At 71.1% G+C, this 22,765-nt stretch carries 20 protein-coding genes; 9 read left to right on the top strand and 11 right to left on the bottom strand.

Annotated features, from left to right (window positions below):
- The first annotated feature begins 51 nt into the window (after positions 1-51).
- On the top strand, positions 52-597 hold the full coding sequence (locus E1300_RS06490) for a helix-turn-helix domain-containing protein (RefSeq protein ID WP_131755958.1): 546 nt from the start codon (positions 52-54) through the stop codon (positions 595-597).
- 525 nt (positions 598-1,122) lie between these two features.
- Here the strand turns inward: E1300_RS06490 and E1300_RS06495 are convergent.
- On the bottom strand, positions 1,123-1,965 hold the full coding sequence (locus tag E1300_RS06495; protein WP_131755959.1) for a hypothetical protein: 843 nt from the start codon (positions 1,963-1,965) through the stop codon (positions 1,123-1,125).
- 268 nt (positions 1,966-2,233) lie between these two features.
- Between E1300_RS06495 and E1300_RS06500 the strand changes: the two genes are divergently transcribed.
- Together E1300_RS06500 and E1300_RS06505 are read left to right on the top strand one after the other, a co-directional pair.
- Positions 2,234-3,289, top strand: coding sequence for a cobalamin-independent methionine synthase II family protein (locus E1300_RS06500; protein ID WP_131755960.1), 1,056 nt, complete (start codon positions 2,234-2,236; stop codon positions 3,287-3,289).
- A gap of 61 nt (positions 3,290-3,350) precedes the next feature.
- Positions 3,351-3,932, top strand: a complete 582-nt coding sequence (locus tag E1300_RS06505) for a TIGR03086 family metal-binding protein (protein WP_165502706.1) — start codon at positions 3,351-3,353, stop codon at positions 3,930-3,932.
- Here the strand turns inward: E1300_RS06505 and E1300_RS06510 are convergent.
- The 5 genes from E1300_RS06510 to E1300_RS06535 all read right to left on the bottom strand — a co-directional run bounded on the left by E1300_RS06510 (position 3,906) and on the right by E1300_RS06535 (position 7,533).
- On the bottom strand, positions 3,906-4,157 hold the full coding sequence (locus E1300_RS06510; RefSeq protein ID WP_131755962.1) for an MbtH family protein: 252 nt from the start codon (positions 4,155-4,157) through the stop codon (positions 3,906-3,908). The two genes, E1300_RS06505 and E1300_RS06510, sit on opposite strands and share 27 nt — an antisense overlap.
- Positions 4,154-4,609: an SgcJ/EcaC family oxidoreductase gene (locus tag E1300_RS06515; RefSeq protein WP_131755963.1), complete on the bottom strand. Its 456-nt coding sequence runs from the start codon at positions 4,607-4,609 to the stop codon at positions 4,154-4,156. The genes E1300_RS06510 and E1300_RS06515 overlap by 4 nt, the downstream gene beginning before the upstream one ends.
- A 74-nt stretch (positions 4,610-4,683) precedes the next feature.
- Positions 4,684-5,511 (bottom strand): VOC family protein, encoded by an 828-nt coding sequence (locus E1300_RS52200; protein WP_242618971.1) that lies wholly within the window; start codon positions 5,509-5,511, stop codon positions 4,684-4,686.
- Positions 5,508-5,891: a nuclear transport factor 2 family protein gene (locus E1300_RS06530; protein ID WP_131755964.1), complete on the bottom strand. Its 384-nt coding sequence runs from the start codon at positions 5,889-5,891 to the stop codon at positions 5,508-5,510. Before E1300_RS06530 ends, E1300_RS52200 begins: the two co-directional genes overlap by 4 nt.
- 106 nt (positions 5,892-5,997) lie before the next feature.
- Positions 5,998-7,533, bottom strand: a complete 1,536-nt coding sequence (locus tag E1300_RS06535; RefSeq protein WP_242618972.1) for an alpha/beta hydrolase — start codon at positions 7,531-7,533, stop codon at positions 5,998-6,000.
- A 199-nt stretch (positions 7,534-7,732) separates the two neighbouring features.
- Between E1300_RS06535 and E1300_RS06540 the strand changes: the two genes are divergently transcribed.
- Positions 7,733-9,142, top strand: coding sequence for an extracellular solute-binding protein (locus E1300_RS06540; RefSeq protein ID WP_131755965.1), 1,410 nt, complete (start codon positions 7,733-7,735; stop codon positions 9,140-9,142).
- 37 nt (positions 9,143-9,179) lie between these two features.
- Here the strand turns inward: E1300_RS06540 and E1300_RS06545 are convergent, their stop codons facing one another.
- Together E1300_RS06545 and E1300_RS06550 are read right to left on the bottom strand one after the other, a co-directional pair.
- Complete coding sequence (locus E1300_RS06545; protein WP_131755966.1) at positions 9,180-10,181, bottom strand: NAD-dependent epimerase/dehydratase family protein; 1,002 nt, start codon at positions 10,179-10,181, stop codon at positions 9,180-9,182.
- A 4-nt stretch (positions 10,182-10,185) separates the two neighbouring features.
- A complete protein-coding gene (locus E1300_RS06550; protein ID WP_242618973.1) occupies positions 10,186-11,535 on the bottom strand; it encodes a nucleotide sugar dehydrogenase in 1,350 nt (449 codons plus the stop codon).
- A 200-nt stretch (positions 11,536-11,735) separates the two neighbouring features.
- On the opposite strand from E1300_RS06550, the gene E1300_RS06555 reads away from it, so the two are divergent.
- Genes E1300_RS06555 through E1300_RS06565 form a run of 3 tightly spaced genes read left to right on the top strand, consistent with a single transcriptional unit; the run spans position 11,736 to position 15,614 of the window.
- Complete coding sequence (locus E1300_RS06555) at positions 11,736-13,163, top strand: NDP-hexose 2,3-dehydratase family protein (RefSeq protein ID WP_131755968.1); 1,428 nt, start codon at positions 11,736-11,738, stop codon at positions 13,161-13,163.
- Entirely contained in the window at positions 13,163-14,494 is a 1,332-nt protein-coding gene (locus E1300_RS06560) for a nucleotide disphospho-sugar-binding domain-containing protein (protein ID WP_131755969.1), read from the top strand. Before E1300_RS06555 ends, E1300_RS06560 begins: the two co-directional genes overlap by 1 nt.
- 10 nt (positions 14,495-14,504) lie before the next feature.
- Positions 14,505-15,614 (top strand): DegT/DnrJ/EryC1/StrS family aminotransferase, encoded by a 1,110-nt coding sequence (locus tag E1300_RS06565; RefSeq protein ID WP_131755970.1) that lies wholly within the window; start codon positions 14,505-14,507, stop codon positions 15,612-15,614.
- Positions 15,615-15,622: 8 nt separating this feature from the next.
- Here the strand turns inward: E1300_RS06565 and E1300_RS06570 are convergent, their stop codons facing one another.
- Together E1300_RS06570 and E1300_RS06575 are read right to left on the bottom strand one after the other, a co-directional pair.
- Complete coding sequence (locus E1300_RS06570; protein ID WP_131755971.1) at positions 15,623-16,351, bottom strand: class I SAM-dependent DNA methyltransferase; 729 nt, start codon at positions 16,349-16,351, stop codon at positions 15,623-15,625.
- A 2-nt stretch (positions 16,352-16,353) separates the two neighbouring features.
- Entirely contained in the window at positions 16,354-17,586 is a 1,233-nt protein-coding gene (locus E1300_RS06575) for a class I SAM-dependent methyltransferase (protein ID WP_131755972.1), read from the bottom strand.
- Positions 17,587-17,890: 304 nt separating this feature from the next.
- Between E1300_RS06575 and E1300_RS06580 the strand changes: the two genes are divergently transcribed.
- A complete protein-coding gene (locus E1300_RS06580; protein ID WP_165502707.1) occupies positions 17,891-19,522 on the top strand; it encodes an MFS transporter in 1,632 nt (543 codons plus the stop codon).
- Positions 19,519-20,946: an FAD-binding oxidoreductase gene (locus E1300_RS06585; RefSeq protein WP_131755973.1), complete on the top strand. Its 1,428-nt coding sequence runs from the start codon at positions 19,519-19,521 to the stop codon at positions 20,944-20,946. Before E1300_RS06580 ends, E1300_RS06585 begins: the two co-directional genes overlap by 4 nt.
- Before the next feature lie 121 nt (positions 20,947-21,067).
- Here E1300_RS06585 and E1300_RS06590 read toward each other — a convergent pair whose 3' ends face one another.
- Entirely contained in the window at positions 21,068-22,660 is a 1,593-nt protein-coding gene (locus E1300_RS06590; RefSeq protein WP_242618974.1) for a class I SAM-dependent methyltransferase, read from the bottom strand.
- Positions 22,661-22,765: the final 105 nt, after the last annotated feature.

Below are 22,765 nucleotides of genomic sequence, written 5' to 3' on the forward strand. Positions count from 1 at the left end.
CGCCTCCGTAGAGCCTTATACTGGTACGTCTGTACCACTATGCTGATACGCATGGACTTCGCGCAAGTGGTGGGACAGAACGTGCACCGGCTCCGTACGGCGGCCGGGATATCGCTGGCCGACCTGGCGGCCGCCGGCGGCATCAGCAAGACCACGCTGCACGGCATCGAGCAGGGCCAGGGCAACCCGACCCTGAGCACCCTGTGGGCCCTGGCCACCGCCCTGAAGGCGTCCCTCGGCGAGCTGCTGGACGTGGCCGCGACGCCGGTCGAGGTGGTACGCGCCGGCGACAGCCGGCCGCAGGTCGAGGGCGACGCGGTGAGCGCGCGTCTGCTTCACCGCATCAGGCTGCGCGGCACCGTGGAGGTCTACGACATCGCCGTCGGCCAGAACACCCAGCATTCCGACGCTCACCTGCCCGGCGTCGAAGAGTGCCTCGTCCTCACCCGTGGACGGGTCACCATCGGACCCGCCGACGCCCTCGCCGACCTGACCGAAGGCGACTCCATCCGGTTCGATGCCGCCCGCCCTCATCAGTACCGGGGCCATGCCGCTCACAACCGCGCCGTCCTTCTCATGGTGCACCCCGACAGCTGATCGCCCCGCGAGGCTCACCCCGTTCGCGACGAGCCACCGAGCTGCGCGATCTGGACGCCCAAAACGCGCACCTGCGGGCCGATGATGTCGCCGAACTCCAAGATGAAGGAGCAGAGCCGAGATCGCCTACCGACGATGCCGGGAGGAGGCGGCGGAAGGCGTCCTGTGTCTCGTCGCGGATTTGCGCGAGCCGGTCGAGATGAATGCCGATTTGGCGGCTCTGCCATGACAGCAGGATCGATCCCACCCTAGGGTGCGGAAGCGCCAAAGGGCATACTTGGGCGAGATTCTTCTCCTGGTTCGGCTGGAGGTGGCGTTACATACGTCCTTCCACGGAAGGTGAAGGTCGCCAGGTCTTCCAGATGCTCTCGCCTCAGCCATCGTCTGAGGCGTCAGCTCCCGCGGAACCCATCAGAGTGAATGTCGAGGAAGGTTTCAAAGACAAGGCGACGGCTTCATCGACTCTGACCGGCATGATCTCAGCGATGGTGGACATCGGGATCGTGAGCAAGTAGCCGAGTCGGGTCATCCCTCACGCGGCAGGTCGTCCCGTGGGGCGAACCAGGGGTCTTTCGTGAAGACCTGAGTGAGCCGCTCACGGACGGCGCCACGAACCTCGGCTTCGGCGAGATTCACGATCGGTTCCCAGCAGTACTTTCTGACCGCTGGATGATTCGAGGCGTCCGGGCACATCAGCACTGCCACGACACGGATGGGCCACAGGAGCCGTCCTACGTCTCCGCTGGCCAACAATGCCGCCAGGCTTCCCGCGCCCGCTGTACGGACGATGCTCGCAAGCAGATATCGCCAGGTCCAATTAACTGCTGACCCGATCGCCCACGTATGCTGCAATCCGTGCGGCAGAGTGCGTTCTCCCCACTGGCCGATGACGTCTTCCACCATGCGGAAGATTTGGCCACGGATCTCTTCATATTGAGTGAGCGCATAGGCCATCTGGGCGAGCAGCTCACACCAGAAGTGCGTGGTCGCCGCCCACCCTTGGAAGCTGTCCATCCGATCCGGGCCGAGGTCTCTAATGACCTGACGCAACACCATGCCTCTGTCAGGCACATCCGGATCGTCTTCGAACGTCGTCGTCTGCGCCGCTCTGGCGCAGTCGAGCAGTTCGTGATCACGGTGTAGCCAGTGGACGACGTCCGCTTGCGCGCACCCGATCGCGGCTTGGCCGTAGGTCAGCTTCGCAGGGCTCGCCTTCCAGTCCGCCTCTCGCTGTCTCATGTACAGCAGGACGCCTTCGAAGGAACCGCTCGCGATCTTGAACGCTCCCTGGCAACCGTGCCTGGCCCCGCCGCATGCGCATACGCAACCGGGCAACTTGGCCGTCGCGCATTTCCAGTTGTGAGCCATGCTCCCTCCGCGAACGTCGCTCGGAAGACGCATCATCCAAGTCGAGAAGTACGCGTGTGAATCACTCGCCAGAGAGACATGTCTGTCGGCGGCTGCTGCGCTGAGCCAACACATCGAGCCGTGTGGGACGCCGGCCGAGACCACCGATACCAGTCATATCGGCGGTATTCGTCCGCCCTCACTGGCCGTTCGAGCTGCGGTGATGGAGTGGAGCCAAAAGTAACCGTAAGTGGTTGCCTGACTACATGAGGTCATATAGCGTTCCGCCATGACCATGCCCACTGAGCTCATCGGCAGCATCCCCCGTCCTCCCGAGCTGCTGGCCGCGCTGCGATCCGGTGACGCCCCCGGCGTGCGCGCCGCGCAGGAGGCGGCCGTGCGCGACACGATCGCGCGCCTGGAGGACGCCGGTTCGCCGGTCGTGACCGATGGCGAGCAGAGCAAGCCCAGCTTCGTCACCTATCCCCTCGAAGGCTCTGAGGACCTGGCGTCCGATGGCGTGGTCATCCCGTTCGCGGATGGACACCAGCGGCAGTTGCCCAGGCTGAAGGCAGGGCCGTTCCGCTATCGCGTGCATGCCGAGCAGTACCTGCGTGCGGCCCGGGCGGCTGCGAGCGTCCCGGTCAAGCAGGCGGTCATCGCCGCGTCCGCGCTGAGCCTGCTGTATCCGGCGGACGGTATCGACGGGTACCCGCGCGAGAGGTTCCTGGACGACCTGGTCACCGAAGCCGAAGCCGACATCCGCGGGTGTCTCGAAGCGGGTGCGCACGTCGTGCAGGTCGACTTCACCGAGGCGCGGCTGTCGCTCAAGCTCGACCCCAGCGGCGGCCTCCTCGACGACTTCATCGCTCTCAACAACCGGGTGCTGGACCGGTTCTCGGAGGACGAGCGGGCGAGGATCGGCGTGCACACGTGCCCTGGCGGCGACGAGGACGCGACCCACAGTCTCGACGTCGACTACGCGAGTCTCCTTCCCGGACTGTTCCGGCTGCGGGCGGGCAACTTCTACCTGCAACTGGCTAGCGAGCCCGACCCCGAGCGGGTCCTGAGCGTCATCGCCGAGCATCTTCCGTCCGCGGCGCGCGTTTTCGTCGGCGTCATCGACCCGATCTCTCCGGTCGTGGAGAGTCCGATCGAGGTGCGCGACCGCGTTCTCGCAGCGGCCCGGCACCTGCCGGCCGATCGGCTCGGGACCTGCGACGACTGCGGCTTCTCTCCGTTCGCCGATGACACGTCCACCTCCCGCGACCTGGCCTTCGCCAAGATCCGCGCTCGGGTGGAGGGCACCGCGCTCGCGGCCGGGGAACTCGGGTTGCAGGCGTGATGAGTCGCCCGGTCCCGGGCGGTTCAAGTCTCTTCGCGGTCTCCCCTTAGGACGGAGTTTCATGGGAGTGTCGCTTCTTCAGCGCGCCATCGGTCACGCGCTCGACTGTGTTGACGGCATCTCGCGCTCCTCCCTGTTGCGCGCGACCCCGTGCGCCGGCTGGAATGTTCGAACGCTGCTCCACCACATGAATGACGCATTCGACGTGCTGGAGGAGAGCGCGTATGCCGGGTTCGTCGCTCCCGGGCGGGCGAGGACCAGACAGTCGGACGACGATCCGGTCGCGAGTATTCGCAGGCGTGCCATGGGGATCCTGCATGCGGGCCTTCCGGTCACGCGAGGGGACACGGCGGCCATCGGCGACCGCCGCATCCCCGTGGACGGTGTCATGGTGGCCATGGCGTTGGAGATCGCCGTGCACGGCTGGGACATCGCCCGGGCATGCGGCGACGACAGGCCCATTCCCGCCGGGCTTTCCGCGGAACTGCTGCTGGTGGTGCCTCTGCTGGTGGACGATGCGACGCGTCCCGGGCTCTTCGCGCCGCGGGTCACCGCGCCGGACGGCGCTTCGCCGAGTGACCGTCTCGTGGCGTACCTCGGCCGTGATCCGACCGCGTCACGATGGGCGGGCACCGACCTTTGAGGCGGACGTTCCCCTGGCCCGCTGGAGTGCAAGGCTCCTCGGTTCCAGGTCGGTCCAGTGCTCGTCCACGAATGTCAGGCACCGCTGCCTGCTCGACTCACCGAGGATCACGCGCCAGCCGTCCGGGACGGCGGTGGACGACGGCCAGAGCGAGTGCTGGCCCTCGTCATTCGCCAGGACGACGAATGCGCGGGCTTCGTCGTCGAAGGGATTGACCTCGCTCACGCGTTGTCGCCTCCACCTGGGCCGGTACTCCCTGCCGCGGTGATGGGGCTGTTGTGATAGGCGCTGATGAGCCACTCGCCGTCCTTCCTGACGAGGACCCAGGTCGCCCGGATGGCCCGCTCCCCCGCCACCTCGGTCTCCCCCGGCAGCAGAACTCCGCCCTGGGTCACCAGGACGCTGACGTCGTCGCCGAGGAAGCGCATCGTGATCGGCTGCCCGGTGACGCGCGTGTTCTTGTACTGGGCGGTATAAGCCCTGGTCATGAAGGTCCGGATCTCCTCGCGGCCGTGCAGGCAGACATCGCCGGGGAGGATCATGGTGGCGTCCTCGGCGCAGGCGGCGGCGAACGCGTCGCCGTCGCCCGCGGCCCACGCCGCGGAGATCCGTTCCGGTGCCCTGGCGACCGCGCTCCGCTCATCGGCGATCGTCGACGCGGCGGCTGAGTCGGACATGGCGCGTTTCCTTTCGTGGCCCGGTTCGTCCTTGCACCCCCAAGCGTCACCCCGCCGACCGGCCGTCGCACCTTTCAGAGTGCGGAGTCCTCCGCTCGTGCCTGCGCGATGGCCTGGCCGATACCGTGCAGGTTGCCTTCGCTGTCGTAGAACCATGCGGCGCGTTCGCCTCGTCCGCCTTGCGACGGATAGTGCCCGGCGACTTCCGCTATCCCGTCGACGGTGCTCAATCCGGGCCCGTCATAGTCCTCGAACACCACACCTCGCGCCCGCAGCTCGGTGACCGTGGCGTCGATGTCGTCCACGCACCAGCCCATCTGAGTGTGTTCACCGGATGGGCGTCCTGATGACCGGAAGAGCGCGAAGGCGTTACCGCCGCATTCATAGCGCAGGCCACCCGGACGCGTCTCGACGGGATCCAACCCGAGTCCCTCCGAGTAGAAGCGCCGTGCGCGGTCGAGATCCTGAGCCGGCAGCCGGGTCGCGGGGCGCGCGGCGGCGAGTGCCCCTGTGCCGGTCATGCCGAACCGGTTACGGCGGGCCGTCCAGTACGCCGGGGTCAGCTCGATGATCTGCACATGGTTTCCGTCGGGGTCGATCACGGTGCCGAACCAGGCGCCGCTCTCGGCCCGGTACTCCAGCCCGGCCAGCCATGTCACGCCCATCGCGCCGAGATGCCCGGCGGTGGCGCGGGCGTCATCGACGTGCAGGTTGAGGATCGTCCGGGCCGGTTCGCGGGTTCGCGCGGCCACGTCGTCGCGTCCGTCGACGAGCAGTGCGACGGCGCCGAGCCGCAGGAACCCGTCGGCATCGGCGTCGACGCCGAACGCGCGTTCGTACCAGGCGCGAAGGCGCGCCGGATCGATGCTGGCGAGCAGGACGCTGCCGATGGCCGCCGTCATCCGGGGGTGTCGCCCGGGAACGAGTGGTGCTCGTGGGCGATCTTCCATCGCCCGTCCTCCCTGCGCAGCCCCAGGGTGAGCCGGCACCGGAGGTCCACGATCGCGATCATCGCCTGGCACCAGGCGACGTCGTCACCGGCGGATATCTCCAGGTCGAGCAGGTCGAAGGAGCCGTCCCCGCCCGGGCTGTAGTCGAAGAACAGCTCCCACTGCTTGCGGTAGTCCGCCAGCCCCCGCAGCCGCGGCGGATCGACCACGTCGTACATCAGGACGTCGTCGGTGTGGTTGGCGAGCACACCGTCCATGTCGCCCGCCCGTACCGCGCTCGCCCACTCCTCGACGACGGCCCGGACCTGGTCCTCATTCGATCGATCGACCACGAAGCTCGCGCCCTCTCACTGTTCCGATGTGCCCTGCGCAGGCGGCCTGCCCGATGCACGGTGAGTAGATCTCTCCGAACTCAGCGTGCACGGCATGAACCGAGTCTTACCCTTCGCGCCTCCCGGTTCCCAGGTCGACACGCTGGGTTCCCGTGCTCGTGACGGTATTCGAGCCGCAGCGGCTGTCGGTCACCGGACGGACGCCCGATGCCAGGAAGCGCGTGACGATCGTGTCAGCGCATGCGCTCGCGCCGGAAAGGTAGACCATGTGGCCCCCGCCGTCCACGGCGAGCAGGCGCGCTCGCCGCCCGAGCGCGACGCGCATCTCGGCGGCACCGCGCCACGGCGTCCCGGGGTCGCGCGTGAAGGACACCAGCAGGATGTTGGACGGCCCGGCGGCGCCGATCCGGATCCGGGCCCCGGTGGGGCGGGACGGCCAGAACGCGCAGGGCCAGATGCCGGCCGCCGAGGCGCCGAACATCGGGAATCGCGACCGGTCCGACTCGATGGTGCGCGCGTAGTAGGAGATGTCGTGAGGCCAAGGGGCGTCGCTGCACGAGCGCTGGATCATCCCGGAGAAGTCGGCCGGTTCGTCCCTGCCGGGCAGGTCGCCTGCGGCGCCTGGGCCGGGCCGCCGCCACGTCTCGGCCAATGCCCGCCACGCCTTGGCCAAGGCGGGGAAGGTCTGGTCGCTGAACAGGGAGCTGAAGGTCAGGTAACGGAAGCCGGGACCGTCCATGGTGCCCGCGGGTGCGCGATCCAGGCGGCTAGCCAGCCTGAAGTACCCGTCCCGTACCTGCCGGGGAGTGGCGCCGAGACCGTAGGTCCGGTTCCGCGCCGCGGCCCAGCGCGCGAAATCCGGGAAGCGCTGCTCCACTCCTTCGGCGAGCCGTCTCGACCAGGTGTGGTCCATGCCGCCGGGGCCGACCACCCCGTCGAGGACGATCCTGTCGGTGCGCCGCGGGAAGAGCGTCGCGTAGACCGCGCCGAGGTACGTGCCGTAGGAGTACCCGAGGTAGGAGATCCGCTCCTCGCCGAGGGCCGCCCTGACCCGGTCCATGTCCCTCGCGACGTCCGCGGTCGACATGTGCGGCAGCAGGTAACCGGTCTTCGAGGCGCCGCACTGGTGGGCGATGGTCCGCATCAGCGCGGCGCTCCGGAGGACGTCACCGGTGTCACGCGCGTACGGGGACGGCGGGATGTTCAGTTCCTGCCCGGCTTGGAGATCGCAGGTCGCGGGGGCGCTTCGTCCGACACCGCGAGGGTCGAACGTGACCAGGTCGTAGCGTCCGCGCACCTCGTCGGGAAGTCCCTGCGCCACCAGCCGCGCGGGCATGGCCAGCTCCGAGCGGTCCGTGCCGCCGGGATTGAGCACCAGCACGCCCCTGCGCCCGGCCGGTCCGTCGGCGGTGCGCCGGGACACGGCGATCCGGATCCTCGTGCCGTCCGGACGCGCGTAGTCGAGCGGCACGTCGAGCGTCGCGCACCGGACGCCGGGGGCGGGTTCGCCGAGATCCTCGCAGGGTGCCCAGGTGAGTGCGGTGGCCGGCACGGCGGCTCCGGTCGCCGCTGCGGCGACCGCCAGCGCGGCGGCCGTCCGGGCGGGTCTCATGGACGACCGCTGGATCGTGGGAAGGCCCATGTGCGCTCCAGAAGGGCGGATCGGTCCGGCGGAACCACTGTCCCGGGTGCACGCGCGCCATCGCACCTTCCGGAATGCGGAGCCGCCGCGGTCCGCGCTCCCGCGTCGAACGGGGACGGCAAGGGCGGAGATGCGAGGCGATGGCCGCCGGCGGGAGCATCGTCCTTGCGGCCTCGCCCGCAGGAACATGGGAGATCTCTTGCGACAGAAGACCATGCTCGACGTCTGGGTGGTCGACCTCACCTTTCCCGGATACATGACCTGGTGGGCCGAGCGGGCCCGGGAGTTCGAGGAACGGCACCCCGACTATGAGGTCGACATCGTGCGGCTCGACTTCTTCTCCGGACCGCGGGACGTCTCCGCCGCCATCGAAGCGGGAAGGCGCCCGGCCGTCGCCGAGTACTACTTCTATCTGAACCAGGTCGCCCGTGACACGCTGGCGCCGGACGGGTCGCCGCAGTTCACCTCCGTGGAGGCGGCCGTCGGCGGCCGGGCCGAGATCCTCGGCGAGCCGGTCGTCCTCGGCGACATCATCCCCGCCTTGCGGGAGTACTACAGCGACGACGGTCTGACGTCGATGCCGTCGGTCGGGACGACCAGTGTGCTGTACGGGAACGCGGGCGTCCTCGAAAGCGCGGGCGCGTCCAGGATGCCGCGGACGTGGGGCGACGTGGAGGACACCTGCGAAGCCGTCGCCGGGCTCGCCGGCGGCCCCGCGCACGGTATCACCTGGTCCAATCACGGGATGTTCTTCCAGCAGGCGCTGGCCGCGCAGGGCGGGCTGCTCACCGACAACGACAACGGACGGTCGGGCCGTGCCACCACCATCGACCTCGCCGCACCGGAGATGCTCGCTTGGGCACGGTGGTGGCGGCGGCTTCACCGTCGCGGCCACTACCTCTACACCGGCAGGATCCCCGACTGGCAGGGGACGTTCCAGGCCTTCGCCGACGAGCGCACGGCTCTGCGGCTCAGCTCGTCGAACGACGTGGACTACATGGTGCAGGCGGCGAAGACCGCCGGTTTCGGCCTCGACGTGGGCGCCTGCCCGTACAACGGCGACGTCCCGCACGCCGGGAACGCGGTCGCCGGCAGCTCGCTCTGGCTGTCCGACCGTCTCGACGAGCGGACACGCGACGGCGCGCTGGCCTTCCTCCAGTTCGTCCACAATCCGCGCAACGCGGCCGACCGCCACAAGAGGATGAGCTTCCTTCCGCTGACCGGCTCCGCGTTCGCACTGCTGGAGGAGGAGGGCTGGTTCGCGGCCAATCCCCATCACCGCGTGCCCAGCGAGCAGCTCGCCGCGGCACCCGGTGAAGGCGGCCGCGAGCGCGGTCCGGCAGCGCGAGGAGCGATGTTCGGGAACTTCGCCCGGATCCAGGACATCATGACCCGCGCCATGCACGACGTGCTCGTCGATGACGTGGATGTGACCGGGCGTTTCGCACGCGCGACGGCGGAGGCGCGGCTACGGCTGCGGGAGTACAACTCCAAGGCTCCCGCGATCGCCCCCGGCGGGGTCGAGAGCCTCTGCGTCGAGTTCTTCACCGACGCCGGGAGCTACTCGGGCGCCGATCTGGAGAAAGTCGCCGAGCTCAGAAGGCGCTGATCCCCTGGCGCCAGGACGGGTGGGCGTGTCATGACGCTCACCTCGGCGCGGTCCCGCGGAGCGGCGCAGCGCCGGTGTCGGAGAGCTCCAGCCACCGCGGGTTCGCCCTGGCCCACTCGATCGTCCTGGCCAGGCCGTCGCGCAGCGGGGTCGTCGCGCGCCAGCCCAGCATCTCGCCGATCTTGCTCGTGTCGGGTATCCGGCGGCGCAGGTCCTGGTAGCCGCGGCCCAGCAGGTCGCGGGTGGCGACGGGGACCGCGGCGCCGGCGCCGGTGAGCTCGACGATGAGGGCCGTCAGCTCGGCCACCGTGGTCTCGACCGGGCTGCCGACGTTGAAGCACTCCCCCACGGCGTCCTCGCGGGCGGCGACGAGGAGCGTCGCCTCGACCGCGTCCTGGACGTAGGTGAAGCAGCGTGTCTGGCGGCCGTCGTCGTAGACGGCCGGCGGCAGCCCGTTCAGGGCCCGGTGGACGCCGCGGCTGACGACGAAGGCGGGCCGCTGCCGCGGACCGTAGACGTTGAAGTAGCGCACGACGGCCGCCCGCAGCCCCCGCTGCCGGACGAACGCGAAGGTCAGGTGCTCGCCCAGCGCCTTGCTGGACGAGTAGCACCAGCGGTCCACGTCCGTGCCGCCCAGCACCCGGTCGTCGTCCTCCTTCCAGGGGACGGCCGGGTTCCGGCCGTAGACCTCGCTGGTGCTGGCGACGACGACCTTGGCGCCCGCCGCCGCGGCGAGCTCCAGGACGTTCCTCGTGCCCAGCAGGTTGACGTCGATGACGTCGACCGGGCGTTCGAGGTAGCGGTCGACGCCGACGACGGCGGCGAAGTGGTAGACGGTGTCCACGCCGTCCCGGATGGCCTCGGCCAGCCGCGCGCGGTCCCGGACGTCGCCGCTCACATGGCGCACCGGTGGGACCTGCGGACGCTCACGGGGCGGTGCTCCGTCGAACACGGTGACCCGCGCGCCGCGGCGGACGAGCTCGTCCACCAGATGGCCGCCGAGGAAGCCGCATCCCCCGGTGACGACGACCTCGTTCACGGCGTCACCTCCCGATCCCGCGGAAGGCGAATCCATGGCTGCGGAAGCGTTCGATGGCGGCCCGCGAGTAGTGGGCGCGGCCGTCGATGATGACGCACGACCCGGCCATGGTGTCCCGCAGCGCGACCAGGTCGATCTCGTCGATCTCGTCGTGCCGCGCGAGCACGGCGACGCAGTCGGCGCCGGCGAGCGCCTCCCGCGGGGACGCGGCGGGCGCCAGGCCGAACCGCTCCCGGACCTCGCCGGGATCGGCCAGCGGGTCGAAGAGGGAGACGTCGGCCCCGCCCTGCCGGAGCGCGGCGACGACCGGCGCGACGGGGGTGGCGCGGAGGTCGCCGCTGTTGTTCTTGAAGGCCACGCCGAGGACGGCGATCCTCGCCCCGTCCAGCCCGCGGCCCATCCGGGCCAGCTCCCGCACGATCAGGTCGACGGTGTGGCCGGGCATCGAGTCGTTGATCCGCCGGGCGGCGGGGACCGTGCCGAGGTCGACGCCGAGGTCGCGGGCCGCCCGCCAGAGCATCCACGGATCCTTGGTCAGGCACGATCCGCCGACCCCGACGCTCGGCAGGAGGATGTTGACGTTCCCCGCGCCCTTGCGGATGGTGTTCGCCGCGGCGATCACCTCCAGCACGTCGACGTCCAGGGCGCCGCACAGCCTGGCGAGCTCGTTGGCCATCGCGATGTTGTGGTCGATCCACCAGTTGGTGGCCAGCTTGACCATCTCGGCGCACTCCATGGACGCGCAGCCGACGACGTCCGCGCCGATCGTGCGCCGCCAGAAGGCCGCGGCGGCCCGGCCGCTGTCCCGGCACCATCCGCTGACGGCGATGGGGAACGTCCGCAGCTCGTGCAGGGCCCGGCCCTCCGACAGCCGCTCGGGGCAGAACGCCAGCCCGAAGTCCTCACCGGCCTTCAGGCCGCTCTTCTCCAGGAGCGGCGCGACGACCTTCCTGGTCACCCCCGGCGGCACGGTGCTCTTGAGGATGACGAGGTGCCCCGGACGGAGCCGGGCGGCCAGTTCCGCGCAGGCGTCGCGCAGGTGCGCGTCGACGAACTCGGTGCCCTGGACGGGCGTTCCCACCGCGATGATCACGACGTCCGCGCTCGCCGCCGGCGCGTAGTCGGTGGTGACGCGGAGCCTGCCCGCGTCCAGCCCGTCCGCGAGCAGCTCCGGCAGGCCGGGTTCCCGGTACGGGCAGCGGCGGGCGGCCAGCCGGTCCACCACACCGCGGTCGACGTCGACGCCGGCGACGTCCACGCCCGCGGCGGCCAGCACCGCGGCGACCGTCGAACCCACGTACCCCATCCCGATGACCGCGGCCGAGGCCGGTCGTCCGCCGGGCAAGAACTTCACGATGACCACCCACTCCGGGACGTGACGGCACGCACCAGAAGCGTGCCAACGAGAGGAGCGCCGCCGCATCTCCGGACCTGCGGTCCTGCGTCACCGCACTGGGCAATCTGGAAGGTGCGCGGGTATCTCGGCGCCGCGACGATGCACGCAGTGACCCGAGTCCGAACGATTGCCCGGCCTGCGTGGATGGACGCGAACCCATGACTCCCGTACTCGCCCGCCTGACGGACCGCCTGGCCGCCTCCGCGCGGGCGACGGCGTCGCGGCTCAGCCCCGACGTCGACGCGTGGATCGCGGAGAGAAGGCGCCGGCCTTTCGAGAGCGCGCTGATCACGCTGGACGAGCTGACCGAGCCGGACGGCTGGGGCTTCGCGCCGGGCACCGGCGTGCTCGGACATCGCAGCGGCCGGTTCTTCACCGTCGAGGGGATGCACGTCACGACCAACCAGGGCCCGGTCGGGGAGTGGTGGCAGCCCGTCCTCGTCCAGCGGGACATCGCCATCCTCGGACTGATCGCCAAGGAGTTCGACGGCGTCCTGCACTTCCTGCTCCAGGCGAAGATGGAGCCCGGCAACGTCGGCATGGTGCAGTTGTCGCCCACCGTCCAGGCGACTCCCAGCAACTACACCCGGGTGCACGGCGGACGGCCGTCGCGCTATGTCGAGTACTTCACCGACCCGGCGCGGGGCCGGGTGCTGGTCGACGTCATGCAGTCCGAGCAAGGGGCGTGGTTCCATCTCAAGCGCAACCGGAACGTGGTCGTCGAGGTCCGCGACGACGTGGCCGCGCACGAGGACTTCCTGTGGCTGACGCTCGGGCAGATCGGATGCCTGCTCCAGCGGCCGAACGTCGTCAACATGGACGCCCGTACCGTCCTCGGGTGCCTGTCGGCCATGGCGGACGCGGGGGCGTCCGGAGCCGAGGTCTTCGGCGAACCGCTGGGAGACCCGCCGGAGCCGGGCGCCGTCCACCCGATGACCGAGGTCATGAGCTGGCTCGTACGCCGCAAGTGCGAGCACGAGATGTCGGCCCGGCTCGTGCCGTTGACCGCTCTGCCCGGCTGGCGCCGCGACACCGACCGGATCCGTCCGGAGGACGGCGCCGGGGAGTTCAGCATCGCCAGCGTCCGCGTGCACGCCCGGACCCGCGAGGCGCCCCGGTGGAAACAGCCGCTGCTGGCGCCGCACGGCCCGACACTGGCGGGGCTGGTCGTCCGGAGCGTCAACGGAGTCCCGCACGCGCTGGTACGGGCCGAGGCATTGCCCGGCTACCGGGACACGATCGAACTCGGTCCCACCGTGCGCTTCCCCATGCATGCCTACGACCGCACCCCGCCGGAGCACCGCCCGCCGTTCCTCGACCATCTGCTGACCGCCGGTGACGGCGTCCGCTACGACACGGTGCAGTCAGAGGAGGGCGGGCGTTTTCTGCACGCGGAGACCCGTTACCTGGTGGTGGAGGCCGGTGACGACTTCCCGCGGCGGGTGCCGCCCGACTTCTCCTGGATCTCGCTCAAGCAGCTGAACGCGCTGCAACGGCACGGCCACTACCTCGGCATCGAGGTCAGGAGCCTCCTGCTCTGCCTGGCCGTTGCGTGCCCGAACGACCGACCGACAAGGAGCCGGTGATGCGCGTCCTGGTGACCGCCGTACCCCACGCCTCCCACCTCAACATCGTCATCCCCTACGCCCAGGCGCTGCAGAACGCGGGACACGAGGTCTGCGTCGGCACCGCGCCCGGCGGCGAGCAGATCGTCACCGCCGCGGGCCTGACCGTCGTGACGTTCGGGGAGCCCACGCCGCTCTCTCTGCGGAACTGGAAGGAGCACGGTCTCCTGCCCGACCAGGAGGTCCGCGAGGCGTTCGCCGATGCGCTCGGCCTCAGCCCCGCCGAACGCGACTACTGGGACGTCTTCTACCAGTACTACGCGTTCAACGCGCGGTTCTTCCTCCAGCGCGAGCCGCGCGAGGACATCGACGGGCTCGTCGCGTTCGGCCGCGCCTGGCAGCCCGACCTCGTGCTCTGGGACGCCTGGTTCCCGCTCGGCGGAGTGGTCGCCCGGGCGTGCGGCGCGCCGCACGCCCGGCTCCTGATCGGCCCGGACTACAGCGGCTGGGCGCACGAGGTGTTCGCCGGGCGCGGCGGGCCCGCACGCGCCACGGTGGGCGAGAACCCGCTGGTCGAAGCGCTGCGCCCGGTCGCCGACCGGTACGGGCTGGACGTCGACGACGACCTCGTGCTCGGCGGGCTCGCCCTGGACCCGATCCCCGCCGAGCGGCGGCTGACCGCGCACGCGCCGGTCCGGCCGGTCCGGTGGATCACCTACAACGGCGGCGCGGTCAAGCCGTCCTGGCTGCACGCCCGGCCCGAGCGCCCGCGCGTGGCCCTGACCCTCGGCCTGTCGGTGCGGCTGTGGCAGCGCGGCGGCGATCCCCGCCTGCCCAAGCTCATCGAGGCGCTGGACGACCAGGACGTCGAGGTCGTGGCCCTTTGCACCGGGGAGCAGCTCGCCCGGATCCCGCGGCTGCCGGGCAACGTGCGGCCCGTCGACTACGTCCCGCTCACCGAGCTGCTGCCGACCTGCTCCGCCGTGATCCACCACGGTTCCAGCGGCGCGTTCATGTCGTCCGTCGCCGCCGGCGTGCCCCAGCTCGTCGTCCATACCGGGGAGTCCATCCGGATGATCTTCAGCGGGGAGGGCGAGGACATCTCCGTGTCCAACGCCGACCGGGACGCCGACTCGTGGCTCACCGCAGGCTACGTGGCCGAGCGCGGGGCCGGGGAGCCCCTGGACCATCAGACGCAGTCCGTGGCGGAGATACGGTCACGGATCAGCGCCGTCCTGCACGGCTCCGCCTACACCAAGGCCGCCGGCGAGCTGCGGCGGGAATGGCGGGCGCGGCCGGGCCCCGCCGACGTCATCCCCGAGCTGGAGAAGCTGAGCGGCGTTGACGGCTGAGGGGGCGGCGATGGCCATCCACGTATGGGACTACCGGCACGAGTACGAGAGCGAGCGCGACGACATCCTCGACGCGGTCGACAGTGTGTTCCGCTCCGGCCGGCTCATCCTGGGAAAGAGCGTCCGGGGCTTCGAGGCGGAGTTCGCCTCCTACCACGGTGCGCGGCACTGCGTCGGAGTCGACAACGGAACCAACGCCGTCAAGCTCGGCCTCCAGGCCCTGGGCGTCCGCCCCGGCGACGAGGTCGTCACCGTGTCCAACACGGCGGCGCCGACGGTCCTCGCGATCGACGCGGTGGGCGCGACCCCCGTGTTCGTCGACATCGACCCCGCCACCTACCTCATGGACACCGGCCAGGTGCGGGACGCCGTGACCGGACGCACCGCATGCCTGCTCCCGGTGCACCTCTACGGCCAGATGGTGGATCTCGCGCCGCTGCGGCGCGTGGCCGACTCCCACGGGCTGAGGCTCCTCGAAGACTGCGCCCAGGCGCACGGGGCCCGCCGCCTCGGCCGGATCGCCGGGACCGTCGGGGACGCCGGCGCCTACTCCTTCTACCCGACCAAGGTCCTCGGGGCGTACGGGGACGCGGGCGCCGTGGTCACCTCGCACGACGAGACGGACCGGCACCTGCGCCGCCTGCGGTACTACGGCATGGAGGACCGCTACTACGTCGTGCGCACCCCCGGCCACAACGCCCGGCTCGACGAGGTGCACGCGGAGATCCTGCGCCGCAAGCTCGTCCGCCTGGACGACTACATCGCCGCGCGCCGCGCGGTCGCCCGGCGGTACGCCGAAGGGCTCGCGGGCACCGGGCTCGTTCTGCCCGAGGTCGCGGCGGGCAACGAGCACGTCTACTACATCTACGTCGTCCGGCATCCGGAACGCGACGGCATCCTCAAGGCGCTGCGCGAGTACGGGTTCGAGTTCAACATCAGCTATGCCTGGCCCGTGCACACCATGACCGGGTTCGCGCACCTCGGCTACGGCACCGGCGACCTCCCGGCGACCGAGGCCGCCGCCGCCGAGATCTTCTCGCTGCCGATGTACCCGTCGCTGCCGCGCGGGCTCCAGGAGAAGGTCATCACCGCGCTCCGCGAGATCCTCGCCCGTGGTTGAGGCCGTGCTCACTCCATGACGCCGATGAACATCCCCGGACGTCCCGGGCCGGTCTTCAGATACTCGACGGTCGCGGCCCCCGCTCGGGCGAACGCCGTCTCGTACTCCCGCCTGGTGAAGAGGCTCAGCAGATGCCGGTCGGTGAGATGCCGGACGCCGGTCCCCTCCTCGCCGACCAGGTAGTGCACGGCCATGCGGTGGAGCCGGCCCTCCCGGACCGTATGGGACATCCGGGAGATGGTCCGGCCGCCGACCGTGACGAGATCTCCGGTGACACGGTCGGACAGAGCGGTCTCCGGGAAGTACCAGGGCTCCACGGCGAGGACCCCGCCGGGACGGAGATGGCGGCCGAAAGCGCACAGCGCGGACTCCAGCTGCCCGGCGTCCCCCACATAGCCGATCGCGCTGAACAGGCAGGTGACGGCGTCGAAACGCCGGCCGAGGTCGAAGGACCTCATGTCGCAGCGGTGCAGCGGAACGCCCGGCGCCCGGTCGCGCGCGACGCGGAGCATGTCCGGGGCGATGTCGATCCCCTCGACGTGCTCGAAGCACTCGGCGAACCAGCGCAGGCTGCGACCCGTCCCGCACGCCACGTCCAGCAGCGAGGACGCCGCGGCGTTGCGGTGCCGGATCTGCCGCGCGAGCGTCCGGGCGTCGGACTCGTACGCCCTGCCGCGCCCCTCGTAGAACGCGTCGTAGACGTCGGCGTGCCGGTAGATCGGCGCGAGGTCGCCCATGGTCAGAGCACCCGCACTTCGGGCACGTAGCGGATCCATCGACCGCCGGACGCCCGGAACCGCCGCTCCTTCGCCATGATCTCGTCGGCGTGGTTCCACGCGAACAGCAGCGCGTAGTCCGGACGGTCGGCGGCGAAGGCCGCGGGCGGCCGCACCGGGATGTGCGCGCCCGGCGTCAGCCGTCCCTGCTTCGCCGGAGTCGTGTCGCAGATGTAGGAGACCAGGTCGGGGCCGATCCCGCAGTGGTTCGTGACGGTCGCGCTCTTGGCCGTCGCACCGTACCCGACGACGGTCTTCCCGCCATCGCGCAGGGAGCGCAGCAGGTCCGGCAGCTCGGAGCGGACGCGGCCCACCGCGGCGGCGAACCCGGCGAGCGTCTCCGGCTCGGCCAGGCCCCGCGCGTCCTCCCAGGCCAGGAGCCGTCCGACCGAGCCGGCCCGCCGCCGCATCCCGGGTCTGGCGAGCGTGTAGCGCACCTCCCCGCCGTGCACCGGAAGCCGCTCGACGTCCACCAGCTCGAAGCCGGACCGCTCCGCCATGGCCAGCACGGACCGGGCCGAGAAGAGGAAGAAGTGCTCGTCGTAGATCTGGTCGAACGCGGTCTTGTCGATGATGTCGCCGAGGTACGGGTCCTCGAACACGAAGACGCCGGACGGGCCGAGCAGGACGTCCACACCGCGCAGCACGGACTGCATGTACGGGATGTGGCAGATGGTGTTGGCCGAGTAGACGACATCGGCCGGTCCCTCCCGGTCGCGCAACGCGATTCCGGCGGGCTCATCGAAGAAGTCGGAGCGCACGCGCGCACCCCGCCCGCGCGCCGTCGCGGCGACCGCCCCGGACGGCTCGAACCCCAGATGCCGGACCCCGGACTCGGCCATGGTCCGCAGGAGCACGCCGTCATTGCAGCCGATCTCGACGAAGAACGGGTCCGGCCCCATGAGCTCGGTCTCGATGTACCGCAGGGCGGTCCTCGTGAAGTGCTGCCGCATCACCGACGACCCCGACGACCGGTACGGGTAGCCGTGGTGGAACATCCGTTCCCGCGGAACCTCCTCCGTCATCTGGACCATCGTGCAGAGCTCGCACCGTCCGACCGCGAGCCGGTAGAAGAACTCCTCCTCGGTGCAGTCCGGCGCACGGAACGCGTCCGAGAGCGGCTGCCGTCCGAGGTCGAGGAACTCGCTGACGTTTCCACCACATATCCGGCAACGGACTTTCTCCGGCTCGACCATTTCCCGCTCCCCGGTTCTCGCCGACCACCGCGTCCGATCGCGACGCACTCATGCCTCAGGCCCTACTTTGTCCCATCCCGCACAGGCGCACATCTCTCAGCGTGCTGACATCATCACCATGCGTATTGACAGTGACTCCGCGATGCACAACCATTCTTTCCAACGGAGTCACTTTCCTTCCCCGCCTGAAATCGCCGGAGCGCACGCTCGGGGAAACGGCGTGCGACCACGGTCACCGACACGAGAAGGCTCGGGCCCGCGGCGGCGTCCCCGGCACGCGGGTGCTCACACGGAAGGGAGCACCATGCACACGTCCCCTGCGGCACCACCGAGCGGCGGTGCGGGGCGCCGGGAGTACCTCGGGCTGGCCGTGCTGAGCCTGCCGACGCTCCTTCTCGCCCTCGACACGAGCGTGCTCTACATGGCGCTGCCGCGGCTGGGGTCCGACCTGCACGCCGGCAGCGTGCAGCAGTTGTGGATCACCGACGTCTACGGCTTCATGGTGGCCGGCCTCCTGATCACGATGGGCAACCTCGGCGACCTGATCGGCCGCAGGCGCCTGCTGCTGACCGGCGCCGCGGCGTTCGGCGCCGCGTCGGTCCTGGCCGCGTACTCCACCAGCCCCGGCATGCTCATCGCGGCCCGGGCCGTGCTCGGCATCGCCGGAGCCACGCTCATGCCCTCGACGCTCACCCTGATCAGCCAGATGTTCAAGGACCCCAAGCAGCAGGCCGTCGCGATCGGCGTGTGGATGGGCTGCTTCCTGGGCGGCGTCGCCCTCGGCCCCGTCATCGGAGGGGTCATGCTCCAGTTCTTCTGGTGGGGCTCGGTGTTCCTGCTCGGCGTGCCCGTCATGGTCCTGCTGCTCGTCACCGGGCCGCGCACGCTGCCGGAGTACCGCGATCCCGACGCCGGCCGGATCGACCCGGCCAGCGTGCCGCTCTCCCTCGCCGGGATCCTCCCGGTCGTCTACGGCCTCAAGGAGGTCTCGCGCGACGGCCCGCGGGCCTCGTCCATCGCGGCGATCGCGGCCGGCCTCCTCTTCGGCGCGCTGTTCGTCAGGCGGCAGCGCACCCTGAGCAGCCCGCTGCTCGACCTCGGCCTGTTCCGCGACCGGACGTTCAGCCCGGCGGTGACCATGACCGCCTTCGCCGGGCTGCTGTCGGGCGCGCAGCTCTTCGTCTACATGTACCTGCAACTCGTCGAGGGACTGTCGCCGATCAAAGCCGCGCTGTGGATGCTGCCGATGGGCCTGACGACCCTGGTCAGCCTCCAGATCGGGCCACAGCTGGCGCAGCGGATCCGTCCCGCGTACGTCATGGCGGGCGGCCTGGTGATCGTCTCCGCCGGCTACCTGATGCTCACCCGTGTGGGCGCCGACCACGGCTTGGTCCTGCTGGAGGGCGGCTTGGTCGCCATCGCCGCGGGCATCGGCCCGACGGCGGGGCTGAGCGCGACCCTCGCGCTGGGCTCGATGCCGCCGGAGCGGTCCGGCAGCGCGGCGGCGGTCAACGAGACCGCCGCCGAGCTCGGCATCGCCATGGGCGTGGCCGTGATCGGCATGGTCGGCATGTCGGCGTACCGGTCCGGCATCGGCGGCACCGTCCCGGCGGGGCTTCCGGCGAAGGCGCGCGATGCCGCGCTGGAGAGCGCTCCCGGCGCCGCGGCCGCGGTCCGGGAGGTCGGCGGCCGGGCGGGCGCGGAGCTGGACACCGCGGCGCACGGCGCGCTGGCCGGGGCGCTCAACTCCACCGCGTGGGTCAGTGTCGGGGTCGCCGGGTTCCTGGCGCTCGTCGCGATCACCGCGCTGCGGCACGAGCCGCCGACGGGTGCCGAGCGGAGCGAGGACGCGAGCGGCGACGCGAGCGGCGACGCGGACGGCGCCGACGGACGGCTGGACGGCCCGCAGACCGGTTCCCCGGAGGTGCAGACGTGAACGGACCCTCGAACTGGAGCTCGCTGCGGCGCGCGCTCGGCGACCGGCTGGTCCTGCCGTCCGATGCAGGCTACGCGACGGCCGCCCAGTCCGCGCTCCGGCAGTTCGACGGCATCAGGCCCCAGGCCGTCGCCTTCTGCGAGACCGCCGAAGAGGTCCGCACCGTGCTCGGCTTCGCCCAGGACCACGGGCTGCCCGCCGTGCCGCGCAGCGGCGGGCACAGCTACGGCGGCCACTCCACGACGACCGGGATGGTCCTGGACGTCTCGCGGATCAACGGCGTCTCCTGGGCCGGGGCGAACGCCGTGGTGGGCGCGGGCGCCCAGCAGGTCGACACGCTGCGGACCCTGGCGTCGCGCGGGCAGGCCCTCGTCGGCGGCGTGTGCCCCAACGTCGCGCTCGGCGGGTTCGTCCAGGGCGGCGGCCTCGGCTGGCTGACCCGCAGGTTCGGCCTGGCCAGCGACCGGCTGGCCGCCGCGTCGGTCGTGCTGCCCGACGGCAGGTCCGTGCGGGCCTCGGAGCGGGAGCACCCCGACCTGTTCTGGGCGCTCCAGGGCAACGGCGGCGGCAACTTCGGCGTCGTCACCGGCTACGAGCTGGCGCCGGTCGAGCTGGCCTCCATGGTGATGTACCACCTGGCCTGGCCCTGGGACGGGGCCGCCGGGGTCATCGAGGGCTGGATGCCCTGGGCGCTCGCGGCGCCGCGGGAGCTCGCGGCCTCGGTGACGGTCGTCCACGGCGACGACCCGCCCGGCGACCCGATGCTGGAGATGCACGGGGCCTTCCTCGGCGGCGAGGACGCGCTGGACCGGCGGCTGGACGCTCTCATCGCGTCCCTCGATGTCAGGCCGCTGAGCCGGAGCGTGAAGACGATGACGTACTACGACGCCATGATGGCGTCCTATATGTGCGAAGAGCTCACCGTGGAGCAATGCCACCGTGTCGGCTACTCCCCCGAGGCGATGCTCCCGAGGGAGAACTTCTTCCAGCACCGCAACCGCATGTTCCGCGAAGCGCTCGCGGGCGCACAGGTGGCGAGTCTGCTGGACGGCTTCGGCGACGACCGTCCGAAGGGGCAGTTCCGCCTGCTGTACATCGACGTCTTCGGTGGCGCGGCGAGCGACCGCGACCGGACGGCGACCGCGTACGTGCATCGGGACGCCCAGGTCCTGGCCGGGTTCGCGGTCTCGCTGACCGACCCGGGGTTCACCGCGAAGGACGTGGCGGTCTCCAAGGAATGGCTCGCGGCCGGTTTCGCGGCCCTGGACCCGGGTTCCATGCACGAGAGCTACCAGAACTTCATGGATCCGGATCTGGTCGACTGGCGGGAGTCGTACTACGCCGAGAACCTCGCACGGCTGCGCGAGGTCCGGCGCCGGTACGACCCGCACCGGTTCTTCCGCTTCGAGCGCGCCATCGACTGACCTCCGGTGACGATCGGCCGGCCTCCGGTGGCGGCGGCCGATTGCCCGGTGACGGCGGCCGATCGCCGGGGAGGCTGCCGGACGGCGGCGACCGCGACCGGCTCGTCAGGCGGCCGGCTCGTCAGGCCGCCGGCCGCTCGGCGGTCAGGATCGTGAACGTCCCCGGCTCCCACCTGTCCCGCACTTCGAGCCCGGCGCCGTCCAGCCAGGCGTCGATCTCGCCGGGCGCGAACAGGCGCAGGCCGTCCGCGTGCTGGGGGAAATGGTGGCGCCGCACGAAGTACCGGTACACCGGGTCGGGCGAGTCCCGGTAGGTCAGCACGGTGAAGGTGCCGCCCGGGCGCAGGCACCGCCCCACTTCGGCGACGGCCGCCGCGGCGTCGGCGGGGAACGCCTGGAGGGCGTTCCAGCACAGCACCGCGCCCAGCTCGCCGTCGCCGAACGGCAGGCGCCGCGCGTTCGACACGACGGCGGGGATCTCCGGGAGCCGCCCCCGCAGGGCGGTCAGCATGGGCAGGGCGAGGTCCAGCGCGATGACCCGGTCGGCGCCCACGGCGCCGGCCAGCACGGACGTCCACCGTCCCGCTCCCGCGGCGAGGTCGAGCACCGGCCCGGCGGCGGGACGCACGTGCCCGGCGATATAGGCGTCCTCCAGGGCGGGCGTCACCAGCCCGCCCCAGTTCGAGCCGGCCAGCCGCAGGAAGTTCGGCCGTGCGCGGGCCTCGTAGAAGAAGCCCATGGTCGCGATCCCGGCGAGCCTGAACAGGAGGTCCGCACCGCGGTCCGCCGCCTCGCCGAGTTCGGAGGTGAGGTCGAGGATGCCGCCGTCCAGCGCGTATCCGGTGGCGCATCCCGCGCAGCGGGCCGCGCCGCCGGAGAAGCCGAGCGCGCCGGAGCAGCGCGGGCAGCGGAAGGCGGCGGCGTGCCGCCGGAGGACGTCGGCACCGCCCGCGGGAGCGCGCGGTGTGCGAGCCGGTACCGAGTCGGCGTCGACGGGCACGGGCGCGGCGCCGTTGCGGACGGCCCAGTACGCTTTCGCGCCGAGGTGCCCCAGGACCGTCTCGGTGTCGTTGTCCCAGTGCCGCTTCACCTCTCCGGGTGTCAGCGCGTCGATCCAGGTCCGGTCGAACGCCCGCTCGGCGTCGTCCAGATCCCAGGCCGCGGGCGAGGGGAAGGCCCGTCCGATCACCGGCCGGGCGGGGTCGAGCCGCTGGAGGGCTCGGTCCAGGCGCGACCGGTCGTCGGCGTCGATCCCCGCGTCGGTCGCCGCGGCGAGGACGCGGGCGCGTTCGTCCGGGAGGTGCGCGAGCAGGTACGTGAGGCTCAGGGACAATGGCCGCCCGGCAGAGGCGCTTCGCCACAGGGCGATGAAGCGGCCCGCATCGGCGGTGAGCGACGCGGTGACCTCCGCGCCGAGGGGCGGTCCCACCTCGGCCAGCAGCCCCAGCAGCACGGCGATGTGCGGCATCCGGGCGGCGTCCGCGACGTCCACCCGCTCCATCAGCGCACGTGTCGCCGGCAGTGTCAGGTCCGTGCCGGCGCCGTCGTCCCACAGCGCCTCGACCAGGCTCGGGAACAGGTCGTCGAGCTGCTCGACGGGCGCACGGGTGAGTGCGCCGATCACGTCCTCGACGCTCTCCGGGACTCCTTGGGCGACGACCATGAGCGGTCCTCCGTGGTCGGGGGATTCGGAGAACCACCCGGTCGCGAACATCGACTCCCACTCTGCACAGCGCGAGCCGGCCCGGCATCTTCTGGAATGCGCCCGCTCCAGGCGGCAGGGCCTTCTTCCGCAGCACCGAAGATGTCGGCGTCCCGA

The organism is Actinomadura fibrosa, assembly GCF_900659615.1.
GTDB lineage: Bacteria > Actinomycetota > Actinomycetes > Streptosporangiales > Streptosporangiaceae > Spirillospora > Spirillospora fibrosa.